The 19,617-nt window shown below is 62.9% G+C and carries 18 protein-coding genes and 3 pseudogenes; 8 read left to right on the top strand and 13 right to left on the bottom strand.

The window, feature by feature from the left end:
• The first annotated feature begins 207 nt into the window (after window positions 1–207).
• Window positions 208–1,203, top strand: a complete 996-nt coding sequence (gene cra, locus L6D64_RS18640; protein ID WP_176506830.1) for a catabolite repressor/activator — start codon at window positions 208–210, stop codon at window positions 1,201–1,203.
• A gap of 2 nt (window positions 1,204–1,205) precedes the next feature.
• Window positions 1,206–1,982: a TatD family hydrolase gene (locus tag L6D64_RS18635; RefSeq protein ID WP_176506831.1), complete on the top strand. Its 777-nt coding sequence runs from the start codon at window positions 1,206–1,208 to the stop codon at window positions 1,980–1,982.
• A 60-nt stretch (window positions 1,983–2,042) separates the two neighbouring features.
• Here L6D64_RS18635 and L6D64_RS28575 read toward each other — a convergent pair whose 3' ends face one another.
• From L6D64_RS28575 to L6D64_RS18615, 5 genes and pseudogenes are all read right to left on the bottom strand, one after another.
• The gene (locus L6D64_RS28575) at window positions 2,043–2,747 is read right to left on the bottom strand and encodes a methyl-accepting chemotaxis protein (protein WP_373874250.1); all 705 of its coding nucleotides are present in this window, start codon (window positions 2,745–2,747) and stop codon (window positions 2,043–2,045) included.
• A 153-nt stretch (window positions 2,748–2,900) separates the two neighbouring features.
• Window positions 2,901–3,104 (bottom strand): annotated as a pseudogene (locus tag L6D64_RS28570) (HAMP domain-containing protein); the annotation flags it as partial.
• A gap of 1,063 nt (window positions 3,105–4,167) precedes the next feature.
• Window positions 4,168–5,010, bottom strand: a complete 843-nt coding sequence (ampE, locus tag L6D64_RS18625) for a regulatory signaling modulator protein AmpE (RefSeq protein ID WP_176506833.1) — start codon at window positions 5,008–5,010, stop codon at window positions 4,168–4,170.
• On the bottom strand, window positions 5,007–5,579 hold the full coding sequence (ampD, locus tag L6D64_RS18620; RefSeq protein ID WP_176506834.1) for a 1,6-anhydro-N-acetylmuramyl-L-alanine amidase AmpD: 573 nt from the start codon (window positions 5,577–5,579) through the stop codon (window positions 5,007–5,009). The genes ampE and ampD overlap by 4 nt, the downstream gene beginning before the upstream one ends.
• 89 nt (window positions 5,580–5,668) lie before the next feature.
• Complete coding sequence (locus L6D64_RS18615) at window positions 5,669–7,813, bottom strand: DUF1631 domain-containing protein (protein ID WP_176506835.1); 2,145 nt, start codon at window positions 7,811–7,813, stop codon at window positions 5,669–5,671.
• Between the two features lie 244 nt (window positions 7,814–8,057).
• On the opposite strand from L6D64_RS18615, the gene nadC reads away from it, so the two are divergent.
• Window positions 8,058–8,906: a carboxylating nicotinate-nucleotide diphosphorylase gene (nadC, locus tag L6D64_RS18610; RefSeq protein WP_054887508.1), complete on the top strand. Its 849-nt coding sequence runs from the start codon at window positions 8,058–8,060 to the stop codon at window positions 8,904–8,906.
• 54 nt (window positions 8,907–8,960) lie between these two features.
• Here nadC and trxB read toward each other — a convergent pair whose 3' ends face one another.
• Complete coding sequence (gene trxB / locus L6D64_RS18605; RefSeq protein WP_176506836.1) at window positions 8,961–9,923, bottom strand: thioredoxin-disulfide reductase; 963 nt, start codon at window positions 9,921–9,923, stop codon at window positions 8,961–8,963.
• Between the two features lie 311 nt (window positions 9,924–10,234).
• Between trxB and cysZ the strand changes: the two genes are divergently transcribed.
• A complete protein-coding gene (gene cysZ / locus L6D64_RS18600; RefSeq protein ID WP_176506837.1) occupies window positions 10,235–10,963 on the top strand; it encodes a sulfate transporter CysZ in 729 nt (242 codons plus the stop codon).
• 50 nt (window positions 10,964–11,013) lie between these two features.
• On the opposite strand, the gene L6D64_RS18595 is transcribed toward cysZ, so the two are convergent.
• Together L6D64_RS18595 and L6D64_RS18590 are read right to left on the bottom strand one after the other, a co-directional pair.
• A complete protein-coding gene (locus L6D64_RS18595) occupies window positions 11,014–11,631 on the bottom strand; it encodes a GAD-like domain-containing protein (RefSeq protein WP_176506838.1) in 618 nt (205 codons plus the stop codon).
• A gap of 10 nt (window positions 11,632–11,641) precedes the next feature.
• A complete protein-coding gene (locus tag L6D64_RS18590; protein ID WP_176506839.1) occupies window positions 11,642–12,988 on the bottom strand; it encodes a DUF6861 domain-containing protein in 1,347 nt (448 codons plus the stop codon).
• Between the two features lie 221 nt (window positions 12,989–13,209).
• Here L6D64_RS18590 and L6D64_RS18585 point away from each other — a divergent pair, with 221 nt between their 5' ends.
• Together L6D64_RS18585 and L6D64_RS18580 are read left to right on the top strand one after the other, a co-directional pair.
• On the top strand, window positions 13,210–13,713 hold the full coding sequence (locus tag L6D64_RS18585) for a hypothetical protein (RefSeq protein WP_176506840.1): 504 nt from the start codon (window positions 13,210–13,212) through the stop codon (window positions 13,711–13,713).
• Between the two features lie 123 nt (window positions 13,714–13,836).
• The gene (locus L6D64_RS18580; RefSeq protein WP_176506841.1) at window positions 13,837–14,226 is read left to right on the top strand and encodes a hypothetical protein; all 390 of its coding nucleotides are present in this window, start codon (window positions 13,837–13,839) and stop codon (window positions 14,224–14,226) included.
• Between the two features lie 46 nt (window positions 14,227–14,272).
• On the opposite strand, the pseudogene L6D64_RS28565 reads toward L6D64_RS18580, so the two are convergent.
• Together L6D64_RS28565 and L6D64_RS28560 are read right to left on the bottom strand one after the other, a co-directional pair.
• Window positions 14,273–14,701 (bottom strand): annotated as a pseudogene (locus tag L6D64_RS28565) (methyl-accepting chemotaxis protein); the annotation flags it as partial.
• A 165-nt stretch (window positions 14,702–14,866) separates the two neighbouring features.
• A pseudogene (locus L6D64_RS28560) lies at window positions 14,867–15,499 on the bottom strand (PAS domain-containing protein); the annotation flags it as partial.
• Window positions 15,500–15,768: 269 nt separating this feature from the next.
• Here L6D64_RS28560 and L6D64_RS18570 point away from each other — a divergent pair.
• Window positions 15,769–16,983, top strand: a complete 1,215-nt coding sequence (locus L6D64_RS18570) for a glycosyltransferase family 4 protein (protein ID WP_176506843.1) — start codon at window positions 15,769–15,771, stop codon at window positions 16,981–16,983.
• Here L6D64_RS18570 and L6D64_RS18565 read toward each other — a convergent pair.
• From L6D64_RS18565 to L6D64_RS18555, 3 genes are all read right to left on the bottom strand, one after another.
• Window positions 16,952–18,055, bottom strand: coding sequence for an NADH:flavin oxidoreductase (locus L6D64_RS18565; RefSeq protein ID WP_176506844.1), 1,104 nt, complete (start codon window positions 18,053–18,055; stop codon window positions 16,952–16,954). The two genes, L6D64_RS18570 and L6D64_RS18565, sit on opposite strands and share 32 nt — an antisense overlap.
• Window positions 18,056–18,181: 126 nt before the next feature.
• Window positions 18,182–18,664: a glutathione peroxidase gene (locus tag L6D64_RS18560; protein WP_176506845.1), complete on the bottom strand. Its 483-nt coding sequence runs from the start codon at window positions 18,662–18,664 to the stop codon at window positions 18,182–18,184.
• A gap of 143 nt (window positions 18,665–18,807) precedes the next feature.
• Window positions 18,808–19,293 (bottom strand): FKBP-type peptidyl-prolyl cis-trans isomerase, encoded by a 486-nt coding sequence (locus L6D64_RS18555; protein ID WP_054887500.1) that lies wholly within the window; start codon window positions 19,291–19,293, stop codon window positions 18,808–18,810.
• Here L6D64_RS18555 and L6D64_RS18550 point away from each other — a divergent pair.
• A complete protein-coding gene (locus L6D64_RS18550; RefSeq protein ID WP_176506846.1) occupies window positions 19,292–19,594 on the top strand; it encodes a DUF3565 domain-containing protein in 303 nt (100 codons plus the stop codon). The two genes, L6D64_RS18555 and L6D64_RS18550, sit on opposite strands and share 2 nt — an antisense overlap.
• Window positions 19,595–19,617 lie beyond the last annotated feature (23 nt).

Below are 19,617 nucleotides of genomic sequence, written 5' to 3'. Positions count from 1 at the left end.
TTGCAAGGCCGACAGTCGAGGCAGAAAAATTAATAGCTGAAACGTTTAATCTGACCAAGCGGCCACGTTACTCGATAATCTTCCGAGGCAAAAGCCCCATCCTGTCGGACAATTGCGACAATGGTCGTCTGCGCGTGGCGGCCAACCCGGGTCAAACTACCCGGTCCTGGTTCCGTAGCCAGTCCCGGTAATAACAAGGAAAATTCGGTGAAACTCAGCGATATCGCCCGTCTGGCCGGTGTGTCAGTGACCACTGCCAGTTATGTCATCAATGGCAAGGCCGAACAGCAGCGCATCAGCAACAGCACTGTCGAGCGGGTGCGTGCGGTGGTCGAGGCCCATGGCTTCACGCCCAACCCGCAAGCCGCCGGCCTGCGCAGCCGCCACACCCGTACCCTGGGCTTCATTCTCCCGGATCTGGAGAACCCCAGCTATGCCCGCATCGCCAAACAGTTGGAACAAGGCGCCCGCGCCCGTGGCTACCAGCTGCTGATCGCCAGCAGCGACGACCAGCCCGACAGTGAGCGCCAGCTGCAGCAGCTGTTCCGCGCCCGGCGTTGCGATGCCCTGTTCGTCGCCAGCTGCCTGCCGCCAGAGGACGACAGCTACCGCGAGCTGCAGGACAAAGGCCTGCCAGTGATCGCCATCGACCGGCGCCTGAACCCAGCGCACTTCTGCTCGGTGATCAGCGACGACCGCGATGCCAGCCGCCAACTGGCCGACAGCCTGCTGGCCACCGCGCCGAAAAGCATTGCACTGATCGGTGCCCGCCCGGAACTGTCGGTCAGCCAGGCCCGCGCCGGTGGTTTCGACGAAGCGATGCAAGGTTTTGCCGGCGTGATCCGCCGCTACCAGGGCGAGGCCTTCAGCCGTGAATGCGGCCAACGCCTGATGCAGCAGCTGATCGACGAGCATGGCGGCCTTCCGGACGCCCTGGTGACGACCTCCTATGTGCTGCTGCAAGGGGTGTTCGACACCTTGCAGACGCGCCCGGCCGATTCGCGCCAGTTGCACCTGGGCACGTTCGGCGACAACCAGTTGCTCGACTTCCTGCCGCTGCCGGTCAACGCCATGGCCCAGCAGCACGGCCTGATCGCCGCCACCGCACTGGAGCTGGCCCTGGCCGCCATCGAGGAAAAGCGCTACGAGCCAGGCGTGCACGCCATTGGCCGAACTTTCAAGCAACGCATCAGCGCGGCCTGACCATGCGCCTGATCGACACCCACACCCACCTGGACTTCCCCGACTTCGATGCCGACCGCCCGCGCCTGCTGGCCAACGCGGCGGCGCGCGGGGTGGAGCGCATGGTGGTGTTGGGGGTGTACCAGGCGAACTTCCAGCGGGTGTGGGACCTGGCCTGCGCCGAAGACGGTGTGCATGCGGCGCTGGGGTTGCACCCGGTCTACCTGGAGCAGCACCGGCCGGAGCACCTGACGCAACTGCGCGAGTGGCTGCAGCGCCTGCATGGCGACCCACGGCTGTGTGCGGTTGGCGAGTTCGGCCTGGACTACTACCTCGAAACGTTGGACAAGCAACGCCAACAGGCGCTGTTCGAAGCCCAGTTGCAGATGGCCTGCGACTTCGCTCTGCCTGCCCTGCTGCATGTGCGCCGCAGCCATGCCCAGGTGATCGCCACGCTCAAGCGCTACAAGCCGGCGCGTGCAGGGGTGATCCATGCCTTTGCCGGCAGTTACGAAGAGGCGCGCGAGTACATCAAGCTGGGCTTCCGGCTTGGCCTGGGCGGTGCAGCGACCTGGCCGCAGGCGTTGCGCCTGCACAGGACCCTGCCGCGCCTGCCGCTGGACAGCATCGTGCTGGAGACCGATTCGCCCGACATGGCCCCGGCGATGTTTGCCGGCCAGCGCAACAGCCCGGAGCATCTGCCCGAGATTGCCGAAGCGCTGGCCGAGCTCATGGGCATCGAGGCCGAGGCACTGGCTGAGGCCAGCAGCCGCAATGCCTGTGAGCTTTTTGGCTGGTAGCACTGGCCTCTTCACGGGTAAACCCGCGAAGAGAGCGGCACCGATTACACAAGGCCGGCATCAGACTCTGAATGCCCCGATCAGGCGTTTCAACTCCACCACCTGCGACGAAAGCACCCGGCTGGCATCCTCGGCCTGGCAAGCGCCTTGGGTCGTATCCTGCGACGCCCGGTTGATCGCGACGATGTTGCGGTCGATGTCATGGGCGACCGCCGTCTGCTGCTCCACCGCTGCGGCAATCTGTTGGTTCTGCTCGACAATGCCTGCCACTGCCCCCAGGATGTTGCCCAGCGCCTGCTGCACCTGGCGTGCTTCATCCACAGTACCCGCAGCCATCTCATGGCTGCTGTGCATCGCTCGCACCGCCTGCTCCACGCCATCGCGCAGACGCTGAATCATCTGCGCGATCTGCGCGGTGGAGTCCTGGGTACGCCGGGCCAAGGTACGTACTTCATCGGCCACCACGGCAAATCCCCGCCCCTGCTCACCGGCCCGCGCCGCTTCGATGGCGGCGTTCAACGCCAGCAGGTTGGTCTGCTCGGCAATGCTGCGGATCACCTCGAGCACCTGGCCAATGGCCTGGCTGTCATCGGCCAGCCGATTGATTGCCAGCACGGTCTGGTCGATTTCCTCGGCGAGGCGACCGATGCTCTGTTGCTGGCTGGCCACCAAGGTACCGCCGCTGACGCTTTCCAGGTTGACCTGCTGCGCGCCGGTGGCCGCCAGCGCGGCACTGCGCGCCACCTCCTGCGCGGTGGCGCTCATCTGGTTCATCGCCGTGGCCACCTGCTCGATCTGTTCACGCTGGCCACTGACCGCCTGATTGCTCCGCACCGACACCGCCAGCACCTGCCCGGCCTGCTCTTCGACGGCCACCACGGTGCGCCCGACCTGGTCGATCAGGCTGCGGATACGCCGCACGGTTTCGCTGAAACCCTGGCCCAGTTCACCCAGTTCATCACGGCTGTGCGCCTGGAAGCTGACCGTCATGTCGCCCGCCGCCACTTTGTCCATGGCACCTCCCAGGCGGCGCAGGGTTGCCCGGGTCGAGACATAAAAACCGCCGTACAAATACAGGATCAACACGAAGACACCGGCCAGGACCGTGCCCAGGGCAAGCATGCGCAAGCGTTGCTCGGCCAAGCGTTGCTGAAGCTGCACCTGCAGATGCCCGAGCACGGCATCGTTCAGGCGATACGTCTGTGTCATCAGCTCGCTGACCTGCTGATAGAACCCCGGCCATGGGGCATCGAGGGTCTGCGCCACCACCACTTGCTCTTCGAACAACGCCGCGGCCTGTTTGAGTGTCGCCTGGCTGGCTTGCGCTGCGTCCTTTAAAGCCGCTGTAGCGCCGGGGTCCGTGGCCAGGGCGTCGTCCAGGCGCAGGGCATAATCTGCCGCAAGACGTTCAAGGCGTTGCAGCACATCTTCGAAACGGGCGCTGCCCGAGGAATCGATGAACCCCCTTCCCAGCGCAATGGCGCCGAGGGCCCTGCCCTCTCCGAGCGTCTGGGTAACCTGCGCCGTGACGACTCCGAGCAGTTCGCTCAACTGGCGTACCGAAGCCTGGCGGTCCTGGCTCAAGCCAGCCTGGCTGGCCACCTGCTTGCCCAGCAGCTGGCCCTGGGCCTGCAGCTTGTCGAACATGGCCGCCTTGCTCTGCAACGAAGATTCCGACCGGGCGGCGACAAATGCGGCAGCCAACTCCTCTAGCTTGTCTGGCGGCACCGCCTCATCGCCTTGCAACCTGTGCAGCTGGGCCTGGAGCTGGTCCTGCAACGCTGTGATTTGCGTTTCTACATCCCCGGCCTGGCCCGACTGGCCGAGCCCGGCATTGATCTGCAACAGGTTGCCCAGCGCTTCCAGGTCGGCGCGCAGGGACAGGCTGTCCGCCAGCGGGGCAATGCCCTGCAACTCGATGCGGGTGGCATGGAACTGATGGTAGGCATCGCGCACCAGATAAAAGCTGGTGGCCAGCATGGGCAGGAAGAACAGGACGCTGATGAGGCTGAACTTCTGGCCGAAGCTCAGCCGATTCATCAATGCGATGGCCGGGTAGAGCAGACGCTTCACGGGCACCTCCATGGATTCTTGTTGTTCTGCAGAGATAGCACTCGGCCACCTGTATAACGCAGATCGAATCGGAGGTTTGTAACTTAAGGTTAATCGCTGCCTGCAGAGCCACTCATACCAGGACTGTCCACAGGGCGAACCCTGCATACCACAACACCGCGCAGCGCAGCAGCAACTCCCACAGGCTGTCCAGCCGCCCCAGGCCGCGTTGTGGGTCTTGTTCCTTGGGGTTGTCATCGGCAACGTCATCGGCGATGCGCCCGACCCTGGCCACCAGGTGCCCGGCGCTGATGTGCCAGTTGAGCAACTCGTGCAGCATCACCCGCATCACCGCAACGAAGTTGCCGACCAGCGCGAAGCTCAGGGTCAGCACGCGCACCGGCAGCCAGTCCATGATGTGCCGTAACTGTTCGGCGCGGGCCTTGAGCGCAGGCTGGCGGCTATGCTCGCCCGTCAACGCCAGCAGCCGGTAGGCCAGGGCCGCGCCTGGGCCAAGCACGAAGTACCAGAAGATCACCGCGAAAAAGCTCTGGTAGGCCTGCCACAACAGGTAACCCTGCACTCGGACCAGCAAGCTGTGCGGCTCGTCGGCCGCCAGGCCCAGGTCACGTTCGGCCACATGCAACGCGGCCTGGTCGTCGCCACGCCGCCAGGCATCGCGAAACGGCCCCAGGGAACCCTTGGCATCGCCACGCCCCAGGCTATAGATCAGCACCAGCAGGTGCACCGGCAAGGCCAGCAAGCCGTAGGCCACCGGGTCCAGTACGTGCAGCAACAGCACCAGCAGCACCACCGGTGCCAGCACCAGGATCGCCAGCGTCCACCCGGGATGTACCTTGCCGCTGCGCTCCAGGCGCACCAGCTCGCCCAGGAAGAACCCGTCCCGTTGCACCTGATGGCGCAGGGCAGAAAACTTCTCTATCCACAGCGCCAGTAACAGCACCAGAAAGCTCATGCGTCGTCCTCTTTGTCCTTCACGGCCTTGCGGTAACGCGCCCAGTCGAACGCCGGGCCGGGGTCGGTCTTGCGCACCGGAGCGATATCGCAGTGGCCCTGGATACGGTCAAGGTCGATCACCGGCCAGGCGGCCTGGATCTGCCGGGTCAGTTGCTTCAGCACCGCGTATTGGGCATCTGTATAGGGCAGGTCGTCGGTACCTTCCAGCTCGATACCGATGGAAAAGTCGTTGCAGCCCTCGCGCCCGTCGAAACTCGATACACCGGCATGCCAGGCGCGGTCGAGCAGCGACACGAACTGAGTCACCGCACCGTCGCGTTCGACGAACAGGTGCGCCGACACCATCAGGTGGCTGATGCTGGCAAAGTAAGGGTGTTCATCAGGGTCCAGGCGGTTCTGGAAGAATTGCTGCACCTTGCCGCTACCGAAGCAGGCTGGCGGCAGGCTGATGTTGTGGATCACCAGCAGGGAAATCGCTTCACCCTCAGGGCGGGCGTTGAAGTTCGGTGAAGGGCAGTGAGTGATTCCGTTTCCGTGGAACCAGCCAGTGGCACGGTCCAATTGCATGGGGCAGATCCTGAAAAGCGCCGGTACAGAGCTGCAGTATGCCCTGCGCACGGGCCGCAGTGCATGTGAATGATTGTAATGCCGTCGGCTCAATTCACCTGTTGCTGACGCAGGCCTTCGAGCACGGTTTCCAGGGCCCGCTCGAACAGCAGGCCATCATCCAGCAACCGCGCCTCGCCTCGGCGCAGGGCTTGCGCCAGGCCGACCGTGTTCCATTCGCGTACCTTCATCCCGGTGCGGTTGGCGAAGACCAGCCGGTCGCTGCTGTCGATGCGCGCCACCAGCTTGCAGCGCAGCGGCTCGTCGTCATCGAGCATTTCCACCCAGGTACCGATCCGCAGGCGCTGCACCAGGCGCAGCTCTGGCGCTTGCTCATCGCGTTGAATCAGCGGTGCGCAGACGGACTCCTCGGCGATGGCCAGCACGATGTCCTCGGCCACCAGCACTTCAGCCAGTTCAGCACTGCCGGCTGGCTGGTCGCCCCCCGCGCAGGCACGCAAGTGCAGTTGCTCCAGTTGCAGGAAGAACTCGCGGGTGGCAGCCGAGTCCAGCGCAACGCTGGCCAGGCCGTCACGCAGGGCCTTGAGCAGGCCAGGCACTTGCTGCAACAACACCTGCGGCTGCTGATGCGGGGCAATGCTGGCGAGCAAGTTATCCATGGTTTCCAGCCCCTGGTTCCAGGCTGGTGACGCTTCGCCCTGCTTGAGCCAGGCCATCAACAGTACCTGGCTCCAGGCGTGCACCAGCATGTGCACCACCCCCTGCGGCAGGGTCCGCCCGCGCAGACGCTGGTTGAGCGCTTGCTGCACTTGCTGACGTGCCTGCAAGGCACGGGCGCGTCCTTCTTCAGCGTCGCGTGTGCGCTGCTCGAGCAGCTCGTTGCGCCGGCGCTCGTCCTGGCTGAAGGCGAGGAAATCATCGAGCAGCTCGGCGAACAGCGTGGTGTCTTCGGTGAAATCGTTGAGCAAGCGCTGGACGATGCGCTCTACGCGCAGATGCAAGCTGTCGCGCATGCCTTCGCTGCCGGTTTCCCAGCCGATCGCAGCAGCGGCGATTTCGTTCATCAGGCGCCGCGCCGGGTGGCTCGCGCGGCTGAACAGGCTTTTGTCCAGCAGCGCTACCTTGAGCAGCGGAATATGCAAGCGAACGATCAGTGCGCGCAGGCTCTGCGGCAGGTTGTCGTCGGCAGCGATGCAGGCGAACAGCAGGCCGACCAGGTTGATCGTGTCCTCGTCGGCGCCGGCGATGCGCCGGCGGGTGCCACTGCGCACGCTGACCCGCAGCAGCAACTGTTCAAGCTGCTGGTCCAGGTCGAAGTCGTCATCGTCGGTCGTTGCCGGCACGTAGTGCTGCAGGTGCGATAGCAGGCGCAGCAGGTCGGCAGTACTGATCGGCTGGGCGGCGGCAGCGGCTTGCAGGCGCGGAGCGACACGGCCTCTGCAGGGTGCCAGCAGGCCTTCCAGCGACCGCATGAAAGCCTGCCCGGCACTGTCAGCGCCCATCGCATCGGCCTCGAGGTTGGCCGACACCCGTCGTGTACCCACGCGGCGGTCCTCGGCGCGCCGCCGCGGTGCCGCCTGCAACTCGGGCATCACGCCCGCAGCGGCCAGCAACTGGTTGGCTTCTGCATAAAGCACGTCGACGTCACGCAGCACATAACGCTCGAACAGCTTCAGCAGAATCAGCTTGACCCGCAGGCCGACGCCCAGGTTGCGCCCGGCATCGAGGAAGTAACTACACAGTGCAGCAGGCCCGAACGGGTTCTGCTGTTCGTCGAAGCTGCGCGAGAGCAGGCATTGCAAACGCTGGCCCAATTGCTCGAGGGCGATGCCATCGCGCGACAGCACGCGGGCAACCATGCCATCGACGGCAGCGGTACGCTCCTTTTGCGCTTTGTTTTTCGCCGCCATCTGGCCCAGCGGGTCGAACTGGCCGATCCGGGCGAAGGTGTCGTAGAAGATGTCGAGAAAGCCGCGTTCGATGTGCTTGCGCTTCAGGCGCAGGTCGCGCATGGCCTCGAAGTAGAGGTTCTGGTCGAACCGGTCCACCGCCCGATCGGCCATTTCGAACAGCGTATCGTCGGCATTGTCGAACAGCGCCTGCAGGCCCTGACGCAATTGCAGCGCGGCCTTGTCGCGCACCTGCAGGAGCAACACCGGGAGGCAAGGCAAAGGCGTGCGAGCGCCCCGATCGATGGCGGCCGAGAGGGGCACCACCTTGCCTTCATTTTGCATCCCGGACTCCTTGCTGGGTGACGTAATCGATACGGCGAGAGATCGTCAAAGCTATGACGCCAAATGTTGGGCGCCATTATCGATAAAAATGCCGATAGCTGCCAGCACTCTTCACTGGCCGATTAATGACCGCGGTTTCAGGCAAATGCTCACACGGCCTGACCAAAGGTCGCCTGCACGGCAGCTGTACACGGCGCCGCCCCCCTGCCCTATAATCGCCGGCACCTAGCTTGTGGAGCCGACCATGCCGAACCTACGCCTTGCCGACCTGACCGCCGAGATCGAAGCCAATGTGCGCCGCGCACTGCTGGAAGACATCGGCAGTGGCGACATTACCGCGCAGCTGATCCCGGCCGAGCGCCTGGCCAAGGCCACCATCATCACCCGCGAAGACTGCGTGATCGCCGGCACCGCCTGGGTCGATGCCGTGTTCCGTCAGCTCGACCCGCGCGTGGCGGTGCACTGGCAGGTTGCCGATGGCGAGCGCGCCACCGCCAACCAACCGCTGTTCCACCTCGAGGGCCCGGCACGTTCGCTGCTCAGCGGCGAGCGCAGCGCGCTGAACTTCCTGCAGCTGCTGTCGGGTGTGGCCACTCGCGCGCGCTTGCTCGCCGACCTGGTCGAAGGCACCCAGGTGCAGCTGCTCGACACCCGCAAGACCGTGCCGGGCCTGCGCCTGGCGCAGAAGTACGCGGTCACCTGCGGTGGTTGCCACAACCATCGCATCGGCCTGTACGACGCCTTCCTGATCAAGGAAAACCACATTGCCGCCAGCGGTGGCGTGGCCGAAGCCGTGGCCGCAGCGCACCGCATCGCCCCCGGCAAGCCGGTGGAAATCGAAGTGGAAAGCCTGGATGAACTGCGCCAGGCGCTGAATGCGGGCGCGGACATCATCATGCTCGACGAGCTGACCCTGGACGAGATGCGCGAAGCTGTGCGTATCACTGCGGGCAAGGCCAAGCTGGAAGCCAGTGGCGGGGTCAACGAAACCACCCTGCGCGTGATTGCCGAGACCGGCGTCGACTACATCTCGATTGGCGCCATGACCAAGGATGTGAAGGCCGTGGACTTGTCGATGCGCCTGAGCCTGTAAGCGAATCGCGGGCACAAAAAAACCGGCCAATCGGCCGGTTTTTCTTTGCCTGAATCAGAACGAGGCGTTGGCCAGGCCGTCCAGGTAACGCTCGACGTCCAGTGCCGCCATGCAGCCAGCGCCAGCCGAGGTGATGGCCTGACGGTAAACGTGGTCGGCCACGTCGCCCGCAGCGAACACACCTTCGACGTTGGTGGCGGTGGCGTTGCCTTCACGGCCGCCGTTGACCACCAGGTAGCCATCCTTGAGGGCCAGCTGGCCTTCGAACAGCGAGGTGTTCGGGGTGTGGCCAATGGCGATGAACACGCCGTCGACCTTGATTTCGTCGCTGCTGCCATCGTTGTTCTTCAGGCGCGAGCCGGTCACGCCCATGTTGTCACCCAGCACTTCGTCCAGGGTGGCGTTCAGCTTGAGTTCGATCTTGCCTTCGGCGACACGGGCGTTGAGCTTGTCGACCAGGATCTTCTCGGCGCGGAAGGTTTCGCGGCGGTGCACCAGGGTCACCTTGCTGGCGATGTTGGCCAGGTACAGCGCTTCTTCCACGGCAGTGTTGCCGCCGCCGACCACGGCGACCGGCTTGTTGCGGTAGAAGAAACCGTCGCAGGTGGCGCAGGCCGAAACGCCCTTGCCCATGAACGCTTCTTCGGACGGCAGGCCCAGGTAACGGGCGCTGGCGCCAGTGGCGATGATCAGCGCGTCGCAGGTGTACTGGCCGCTGTCACCGACCAGGGTGAACGGTTTTTTGGCCAGGTCGACGGCATTGATGTGGTCGAAGACGATCTCGGTCTCGAAACGCTCGGCATGTTCCTGCATGCGCTGCATCAGGGCCGGGCCGGTCAGGCCATGGGGGTCGCCCGGCCAGTTGTCGACTTCGGTGGTGGTGGTCAGCTGGCCACCCGCCTGCATGCCGGTGATCAGCAGTGGCTTGAGGTTGGCGCGGGCGGCGTAGACCGCAGCGCTGTAACCGGCAGGGCCGGAACCGAGGATGATGACGCGCGAATGACGTACTTCAGACATGTCGAACTCCTGTCGAGCGGGCCACAAGGGCCGCCAGCTGGAAATTAAAAAGGACCCACGCAGCACTTGGGGAAGGCTACAACGCGCAGGCCCAGAAAGCGGAAAGTTGAGCGCACTGTAGCGAGGTGGCAGAGAGTAAGGAAATATCCTTCGACAATCCACCTCATAGGCATCCTCTATCTGGCAAATTCAGCTCGGCCAACGGCACTGGCCCATTTGTTACAGCCGGTTTCTTCATGTGCGCCTGCCTTTCGTCGGCGCGGCAAACTCGGTAAGGTCAGCGCGTTTTCCCTTCTCTGCGGAGTGTTCCGATGCAAGCCCCTGTCCTCTCCGGCCCCCAGTACCTGCGCGAAGGCCTGAAACTGGTGCTCAGCCCCAACCTGCGGATGTTCGTGCTGTTGCCGCTGGCAATCAACCTGCTGCTGTTCGGTGGCCTGATCTACTTCGCTGGCCATGAATTCAGCCTGTGGCTCGACGCGCTGATGCCAACCCTGCCCAGCTGGCTGAGCTTTCTTTCCTACATTCTCTGGCCACTGTTCGTCGCATTGCTGGTGCTGATGGTGTTCTTCACCTTCACCCTGGTGGCCAACATCATCGCCGCCCCGTTCAACGGCTTTCTTGCGGAAAAGGTCGAAGTGGTGCTGCGCGGCCAAGACCCGTTCCCGGCGTTCAGCTGGGGCGAGCTGGTGGCCATGGTGCCACGCACCTTCGGCCGCGAGATGCGCAAGCTGGGTTACTTCCTGCCGCGGGCCATCGGCCTGTTCATCCTGTCGCTGATCCCGGTGGTCAACGTGATCGCCGCGCCGCTGTGGCTGATCTTCGGGGTGTGGATGATGGCCATCCAGTACATCGACTACCCGGCGGACAACAACAAGATGAGCTGGCAGGACATGCTCGCCTGGCTGCGCCAGAAGCGCTGGCAGTCGCTGGGGTTTGGCGCAATTACCTACCTGGCGCTGATGGTGCCGCTGGTGAACGTGCTGATGATGCCGGCGGCGGTGGCGGGGGCAACGCTGTTCTGGGTGCGCGAGGGGGACTGAATTGAGCGAGGGGCTGCCGGGCAGCCCCATTCGTAGCGAGCATAGGTTGTTTAAAGATCAGAAAAGTCGAATGGCTTAAGCTCGGCGATTTGTGAGAGAAAGATCAAGTGCTCCACAATCTTCACCTTCTCCAGATGTTTAAGATCATCGGGTCCTCCAAGCATGAAAGCAGGGATGAAGCCGTACATTTCATCAGGACCGAGCCGCCCAAGTTTTTTTAGCGCGGGCTTGAATAACCCCCCATAATCGTTGGTATCCATTCGCTTTGATACCATAAACGCCTGAACCCCCTTGCCCATCTTATCTCCAACATACTTGGACTTGTGCACGCTATAGCGCGAAAGAATGCTAGTTATCTTGAGCGATGCACCTGTCGCTTCTCCCCAGAGATACAGATCCCCAAAAGCACTTCTAGCGATTACGTGGTAATTATCAGTCGTTTCAAACTCACTACCGCAGAGCCAAGAATCCAATACCCCATCATACTCCTGTGGATTTACCATCCAGAAAATCCCGTCGCCATAACCGCACCAGCCGTGCTCGCGCCAATACTCCAATAACTGATCAGGCAGCACCCCGCGATAACGCTGTATACTCGAATCAGGCACCTTCCTACGCTCCATTGGACTACCAAATTCTTCTAAAAAAATCGCAAATGCCTCATCCACTCCTAACCTCCTAACACTTATGAAGTTTGACATTCATCAAGGTTTTACTCCGCGATGACTCTGAGACGGCTTCTGCAGCGCTCTTCATGTTGCCTATCTTAGTACTCCATTGCGGACCAATGCTTGAGTTGACCTGACGATCTCCAAAATCTGAAATGACGTCCTTCCCTCCTGCAATGAGGTCCGGGTTGTGCAAGGCTGCAAGGCTCGCCATGGTTTCCTTTGCCCTTCTCGAGGCCTCTATTTTTGCGGCCCGCAAACCCATTGACTCCTGCAACTCCTCTTCAATTCGCTGGGTCAATCCTTCTTCAAGTTGTTTACGCGCCCGTTTGGCCGCACTGGGGCTTCGCTTTATCGGGTTGGCGACATTTTCAAGAAACTCTTCAACCGTAAGACGGTTCAGTCCGTCCTGCTGTCCCTTCAACTGCCGTTCAAACTCGCCATGCTTCGACGCCGGCAACTTGTCCGCCTTGAAACATGCCACCGTATGCAACGGCATGCTACCGGGCTTGCCCTTGGATGGCTCCTTGTCTTTCCCCGCCCGCCGGTCAGGCTGCGCAGGTTGGGGCTCCCCCGCCGCGCCCTTGCGTCGCTCCGGCACTTGCAGGTCAGGCCGTTTCTTCAAAGCCTCTTCGTGCTTGAGCATCCACTGCCCAATCCGCGCGCCTTTCTTGCTGGCGGCCATTTCCTGGGCCAGCACACCCGCATTGCCACCGCCACGGGTGAGGTAGGACACCATGGCGCCCAACAGCAGCATCACCACTTCCACATGCCCTGTGGCAATGAAATGCGCCGCTTGATCGATGGCATACGGGTTGTCCTGGCTGAACGCGTTCAGCCCTTCTTCACCGCGTGTGCCTTCCCAGGCGATGCCGATGCCTTGCAGGTAGTACTCGCCAATGCGCGGCAAGCCGTCGACGAAGAATTCGGCGAGCGAGGCGATGCCCAGCACGCCGAGGATCCAGCCGCTGACCTTGAAGCCGATCGCGGTGCCGGCCACGCCGCCGGGAATGGCACCGGCACCGCCGGCGAAGGCGCCGATGCCGGCGCCGAGCAGGCCGCCGGTGAGGGCAGTGCCCGCGACGATCATCGCCATTTGCTCGGCGACGCCGAGCAGGTCATTGAGGATGCTTCTGATGTCCAGGTCGGTGAAGCGCTGGCGCAGCAGCTGGCCGGCTTTCGATTCGGCCTCGTAGAAAGCGCGCCGCACGCTGTCCACGCGGCGCAGGTTGAGGGCCAGTGACGGCACTGCTTCGTTGAGGTAAGTACGGAAATGGGCACCTCCTTGATAGCCCATTTCATCGGTGATGCGTGTCTCGATATCGCGCCAGGTGGGCACGATGTGCCAGAGCAGCATGAGGCGTCTCCCTGCCAGTGTTGTGCAGGGGCAATCACATCACGGAGTGAATGTAGGAGGTTCCTGAGACAATTGTAGGAAAAGTCTAATTCGTAGTTACAGCATTTGTGAGCAAGACCCCATAAGCAGACATGGGGTAGATAGTTAGAGCAAACGCGCTATCAATTCATCGTTGAATCATACCCGCCAACGACTGGCGTTCATTTCAAGAGGACCACCAGATGATTGACGATGAAAAGTTCGAGGAACTACTACCGGGCGAGACTACCGGTGAGGGCGAGCCTGTAAAAAATGAGGTTGACGACCCAGAAGTATCTCCCGAGCCGGAAACTGAAGAGCCGGAAGTTCCGGTAGGCCCGATTGACCCACAGGGCCCGTTGGCGCGTCTTTTTAAAGAAGGCAAGGAAGGGCGCGATCTTAATGACGAAGAGTTCGCGGCTTTTGAACAGGTAAAGATGCACGTGCACACTACGTTCATTACCGCCCTGGCAGAACAGGACCTGGACGGTTATGAAAATGCCGCCTGTTATGTATATGACGCAAAGGGCGACAAGTCATCCCTGAGAACCTACCTGATCTGGGCCCTCATAGCGGGAACACTGGAGAAGGCGGACATCGACAAGTTCGAATTTGACGGAACGCTCTTCGCTGACGATGAGGGGAAACTCTGGACCGCCGTGGAAGAAACATTCCGACGCATGATGAAAATGGCGCCCATCGTCTGACAATCACAGCTTGGCCCAGCAGGCCAGCCCGTTTGTTCAATCAATAGCGACAGCTTGCACAGCGCCTGCTCGGCTGCAAACCGACTCGACGCAGCCTCGAGTCATTATCACCGGAGATCAAAGATGGAATTCATCGACGTCAAATCGCGAGACTTCGTGGAGCTGGCCGGCAGGCCTGAACATGAACACGGGGCGATCATCGCCGAGCACCGCGTCATCTGGCGACTGCGCGACGCCTTGGCAGCCAACGACATCCATGAGCCGATCGAGCATTTGCACTACACCACTTGGGATGCGAGCACTGGAGCAGTCAACTACAGCAAACCGCTGGTGGAGTTGCTGGTCGACGCCGTGCTGAACAGCGAAGCGCCCACCATAGGGCCTGACGGCGGCATCTTCAGTGAGCGTGGCGTGAACGGCGAGGAGTACCATGTCAAGGTCGACCTGGCGGCCGTGCATGATGCCGCCTCGGCCGTCTACCGGCATATCAAGCAAACCGAACAGGCCGGTTGACCAGCCACGGCGGGAAGGGCCAGCCTGCGCCCCTCCCGCCAAGCCGTCAGTGGCTCAGCTGGCTGGAAAACTGCCCCACCGCATCCACCACCTTCTTCGCCCCCTCCTGGATCTCGACGATCACCCCACCGGTATCCGCCGCCAGCGCCAGCCCCTGCTCGGCCTGGCGCTTGCTGGTGTCGATGATGTCTACCGCCGCCTGGGCGAGCTGTTCGTTCTGCTGCACCACCTTGGCGATCTCTTCGGTCGCGCTGCTGGTACGCGACGCCAGCTGACGCACTTCGTCGGCGACCACAGCGAAGCCACGGCCCTGCTCGCCGGCGCGGGCGGCTTCGATGGCGGCGTTGAGCGCCAGCAGGTTGGTCTGCCCGGCGATATCGCTGATGGTCTTGATGATGGCGCCAATCACCTTCGACTGCCTGTCCAGCGCCTGGATGCCGTCGGCAGCATCCTGCATGGAGCCTTCCAGCCCACGCATCACGTCGACGGTCTGAGTCACCACATCGGTGGCTTTGCGGGCGCTGCTGTCAGTTTCCAGGGAGGTGTTGTAGGCAATGTCGGCAGCCTGGGCTACCGCCAGCTCCTGATTGACCTGCTCGGTGATCACGGTGGCGAACTTGACCACCTTGTACAGCACGTCGTGGGCATCGAAGATCGGGTTGTAGGAAGCCTCCAGCCAGATGGTGCGCCCATGGGCGTCGATCCGCTTGAAGCGATCGGCCACGTACTCGCCCCGGCGTAGCCTGTCCCAGAAGGCCTGGTAGGCCGTCGAATTGACTTCAGCCGGTTCACAGAACATGCGGTGATGCTTGCCACGCACCTGCTCGAGGCTGTAGCCCACCGTCTGCAGGAAGCGGTCGTTGGCGGTCAACACCTCGCCGTCGAGGTTGAATTCGATCACCGCGGTAGAGCGCATCAAAGCCTTGATCAGGCTCTCGTGCTCACGCGAGGTCTCGATGGTGCGGGTCAGGTCGCTGGAGTGCATGGAAAAATGCCTGATCCGCCCGTCGACCGTCTTCACCGGCTGCAGGATGGAGCGCAGCCAGGCTTCTTCACCATTGCCGCGCAGCAGGCGGAATGCGCCATTGAGGTGCTCGCCCCGGGTAATGGCGTTTTTCATGCGCTGATAGAAGTCGAGCTTCTTCACGTGCGTCGGCACGATCTCTTCGATGTTGCGCCCAATCAATTGCTCGGCACGGTAGAGCATCTCGCTCTCGAAATTGCCGTTGACCTGCTCGATGCGCCCCTGAGGGTCGAGCTGCAGCACCAGCATCTCGCTGTCGAGGCTGCTTTTGACCTGCTCGACGGCCATCAGCTCTTCGCGCAGTTGCTGGATTTCTTTCTTGAGCTTGCTGTTGAACATCACCGCACTCCCGGAGCGCATCAGACCTATTCGGATGCATCTTCATCGGCTGCGCCGCGAGCGGCTTGAGCGCCCCGCAAAGAAATATTCACACACCACGAACAGCCGAAAATCGGGCGTCACCTGCACGTCACAAGGCTGTCATGTGAGCGCAACGCAGCAGGTGGACACTTTTTGTCATGAATACACCTGCCCTACGCGTTTGCCTTGTCAGCGAGACCTTCCCACCCGAGATCAACGGTGTGGCCAATACCCTTGGCCGCCTCAGCGAAGGTTTGCGACAGCGTGGCCACCAGGTCGAGATCGTCCGCCCACGGCAAGCCAACGAGGCCCAGGCGGATGATGACCAGGGGCTATTGCTCTGCCGAGGCTGGGCACTGCCCGGCTACCCCGGCCTGCAGTGGGGCGAAGTGTCGATGCACAAGCTGCTGCGCCGCTGGCGCCGGCAGCGCCCGGACGTGCTGTACATCGCTACCGAAGGGCCATTGGGCCTCAGCGCCCTGCGCGCCGCGCGGCGCCTGGGCGTTGCCGTGGTCAGCGGCTTTCACACCAATTTCCCACAGTACTCCGGGCAATACGGCCTCGGCCTGCTGGCACGCCTGCTGACCCACTACCTGCGCTGGTTCCATCGGCGCACCGCCGCCACCCTGGTGCCCAGTGTGAGCCAGCGCCTGGAGCTGGAACGCCGTGGGTTCGAGCGCCTGGCCTTGATGGCCCGGGGCGTCGATGCCGGCCTGTTCAACCCGGCCAAGCGCAGCCAGGCGCTACGGGAAAACTGGGGGCTCGACGCGGACGACATCGCCGTGCTGCACGTCGGGCGCCTGGCAGCGGAAAAGAACCTGACACTGTTACAGCCCTGCCTGCAAGCCTTGCAGAGCACTCACCCACAGCGGCGCCTGCGCCTTGTGGTGGTGGGTGATGGCCCGCAGCGGGCGGCCCTCGAGCAGCAGATGCCCGATGCGGTGTTCTGCGGCGCCCAGCGCGGCGAAGCGTTGGCCGAACATTACGCCAGCGGCGACCTGTTCCTGTTCCCGAGCCTGACCGAAACCTTTGGCAACGTGGTGCTCGAAGCCATGGCCTCGGGCCTGGCCGTGGTCGCCTACGATGAGGCTGCCGCAGCCCAGCACATCCGCCATGGCCACAGCGGCGCGCTGGCCATGCCTGGCGACCAGTGCGCATTCATCGATGCCGCCTGCTGGCTGCTGGAAGAAAACGAAACCCTGCGCCGAGTGCGCCTGAACGCACGTCAGCACGCCAGCCGCCAAGGCTGGCCGGCGATCGTCGAGCAGTTCGAATCGCACTTGTTCAATGCCTGCCACACGGCACCTGCCGGCAGCCAGCCGGCAGGCGTCGCGCTGGCGATCAAGCCAGGGTCGTCAACGCCTCGCGGCTGAACGGCAGCACATCCGCTTCACGCCCTTCGCGTACCTTCTGCGCCCATTCGGCATCCACCAGCAGGGCACGGCCAACCGCCACAAGGTCGAACTCTTCATCGCCCAGACGGCGCAGCAAGCCTTCCAGGCTGGCCGGTTTGGCCACCTTGTCGGTAGCGACCATGAACTGTAGGAACTCACCATCGAGCCCCACGCTGCCGACAGTGATGGTCGGCTTGCCCGTGAGCGTGCGGGTCCAGCCGGCCAGGTTCAGCTCGGAGCCTTCGAATTCTGGCTCCCAGAAGCGCCGGGTCGAGCAATGGAAGATGTCCACACCGGCCGCCGACAGCGGCTCAAGGAACGCCGCCAGTGCTTGCGGGGTTTCCACCAGGCGTGCGCTATAGTCCTGCTGCTTCCACTGCGAGAAACGGAAGATGATCGGGAAATCCGGCCCCACGGCAGCGCGCACGGCCTGGATCAGCTCGATGGCGAAGCGCGAACGGCCAGCCAGGTCACCGCCATATTCGTCGCTGCGACGGTTGCTGGCGTCCCAGAAGAACTGGTCGATGAGGTAGCCGTGGGCGCCATGGATCTCCACGCCATCCATGCCGATGGCCTTGGCGTCGCGGGCCGCCTGGGCGAACGCAGCGATCACCTCGCGAATATCGTCATGGCTCATGCCATGCACCAGCACCTGGCCGTCCTTGACCTTCTCGCTCGGCCCGTACCCTGGCACGCTGGCGTCCGGCTCGGTGCCCAGGCGGCGTACCATGCCCACATGCCACAGCTGCGGCACGATACGGCCCCCTTCGGCATGCACGGCGTCGACCACCTGCTTCCAGCCTGCCAGGGCATCCTCACCGTGGAAGCGCGGCACATTGGGGTAACCGTTGGCTGCCCTGTGCCCGACCGTGGTGCCCTCGGTGATGATCAGCCCCACGCCTGCGGCGGCACGGCGTCGGTAGTACTCGACCACGCCTGCGTGCGGCACGCCGCCGGGGCAGAAGGTGCGGGTCATGGGCGCCATGACGACACGGCTCGGCAACTCGAGCGCGCCGAGGGTGAAGGGTTGGAACAACGGGTTGCTGGGCATGGGGCGCTTCCGTCTGCGGGGGGAGATGCGCCTGAGGTTAGGGGCAGCACGGAGCTTGGCCCAGCATTATTGATCTCGGTGATTCCGGGCTATCGCCGGGGGTGCATTACACTCCCGGCCAACAGGTCACTTCAATGCATTCTCGATGGCCTGCACCACCGTTGGATCATCCGGTGTGGTACGCGGCGCAAAGCGCGCCAGCACCCGTCCATCCTTGCCCACCAGGAACTTCTCGAAGTTCCAGGTGATGTCGCCCGGGAATTCCGCGCCCTCGCCCGCCAGCAAACGGTACAGCTGATGGCGGTCATGGCCGTTGACCTCAAGCTTGGCACCCAGCGGGAAACTCACGCCGTAATTCAGCCTGCAGAACTCCTGGATTTCCTTTTCGCTGCCCGGCTCCTGGCCAGCGAACTGGTTGCAAGGAAGGCCCAGGACGTTGAAGCCCCTGCCCTTGAACTGCTGCTGCAGCCTCTCAAGCGAGGCGTATTGCGGCGTCAGGCCGCACTTGGAAGCGACATTGACCACCAGCACTACCTGGCCCTTGAACGGCGCCAGGGGCAGGTCCTCGCCGTTCAGCGCCTTCAACGTCAGGTCGTGAAATGCACTCATGATGATCCCCTTCAGGTTGCGGTTGCCGCAGGAGGCGAACAGCGCGCACTAAAAAGGCGCTCTTGCAAGCCGCGCGCCTCCCGTGGGAGAGGCATGCCGGCTTGTCCGAGCGCCTGGCGACTTTCTGAGCTTAGCGCAGAAAATCAGTGGTGATGGCCACCTTCACCGTGGATGTGACGGTGAGCGATTTCTTCTTCGCTGGCGTCACGCACGTCGACAACCTTGACCTTGAAGTTCAGGCGTTGGCCAGCCAGTGGGTGGTTGCCGTCGACGGTGATGTCGTCGCCGTCGATGTCGCGGATGGTGACGATCTGCATCTGGCCGTCCGGCGCCGAAGCGTGGAACTGCATGCCGACTTCCAGTTGGTCGACACCTTCGAACAGGCTGCGGTTCAGGGTGCTCACCAGCTCGGCCAGGTATTCGCCATAGGCGTCTTCCGGCTCGATGGCAACGTCCAGCTCGTCACCGGCTTGCTTGCCTTCCAGGGCTTTTTCCAGGCCTGGAATGATGTTGGCGGCACCGTGCAGGTAAACCAGCGGCGCACCGCCGGCGGAGCTGTCGATGGTCTCCCCGGCGTCGTTGGTCAGGGTATAGTCGATGGAGACAGCCTTGTTGGCGGCGATCAGCATGGGGCAAGACCTTTTGCAAAAGTATGTAGAGCGGACAAGTGTAACCAAGGCATCGCCCGATTGCGACCGCAGCGCGGACGAGGGGCGACCCATCAGTCGGATCACCGGCTTCCACCAGGACGAGGAAGGCCACTGGGTGGTCGAGCTGTCTTGCGGCCATACCCAGCACCTGCGCCACCAGCCACCGTGGCAGGCACGCCCCTGGGTGCTCGACGCCGCGCAGCGTGCCGAGCGCATCGGCCAGCCATTCACTTGCGGCTGGTGCGCACAGGGGGTCGATAGCGCTACCCTTGGCCGTTGATTCCTTGCACCGCTTATTTCGAG

The sequence above is a fragment of the Pseudomonas urethralis genome, assembly GCF_021602465.1.
Taxonomy (GTDB): Bacteria; Pseudomonadota; Gammaproteobacteria; order Pseudomonadales; family Pseudomonadaceae; genus Aquipseudomonas; species Aquipseudomonas vlassakiae.
This window is presented reverse-complemented; position numbering and strand designations above follow the sequence as displayed.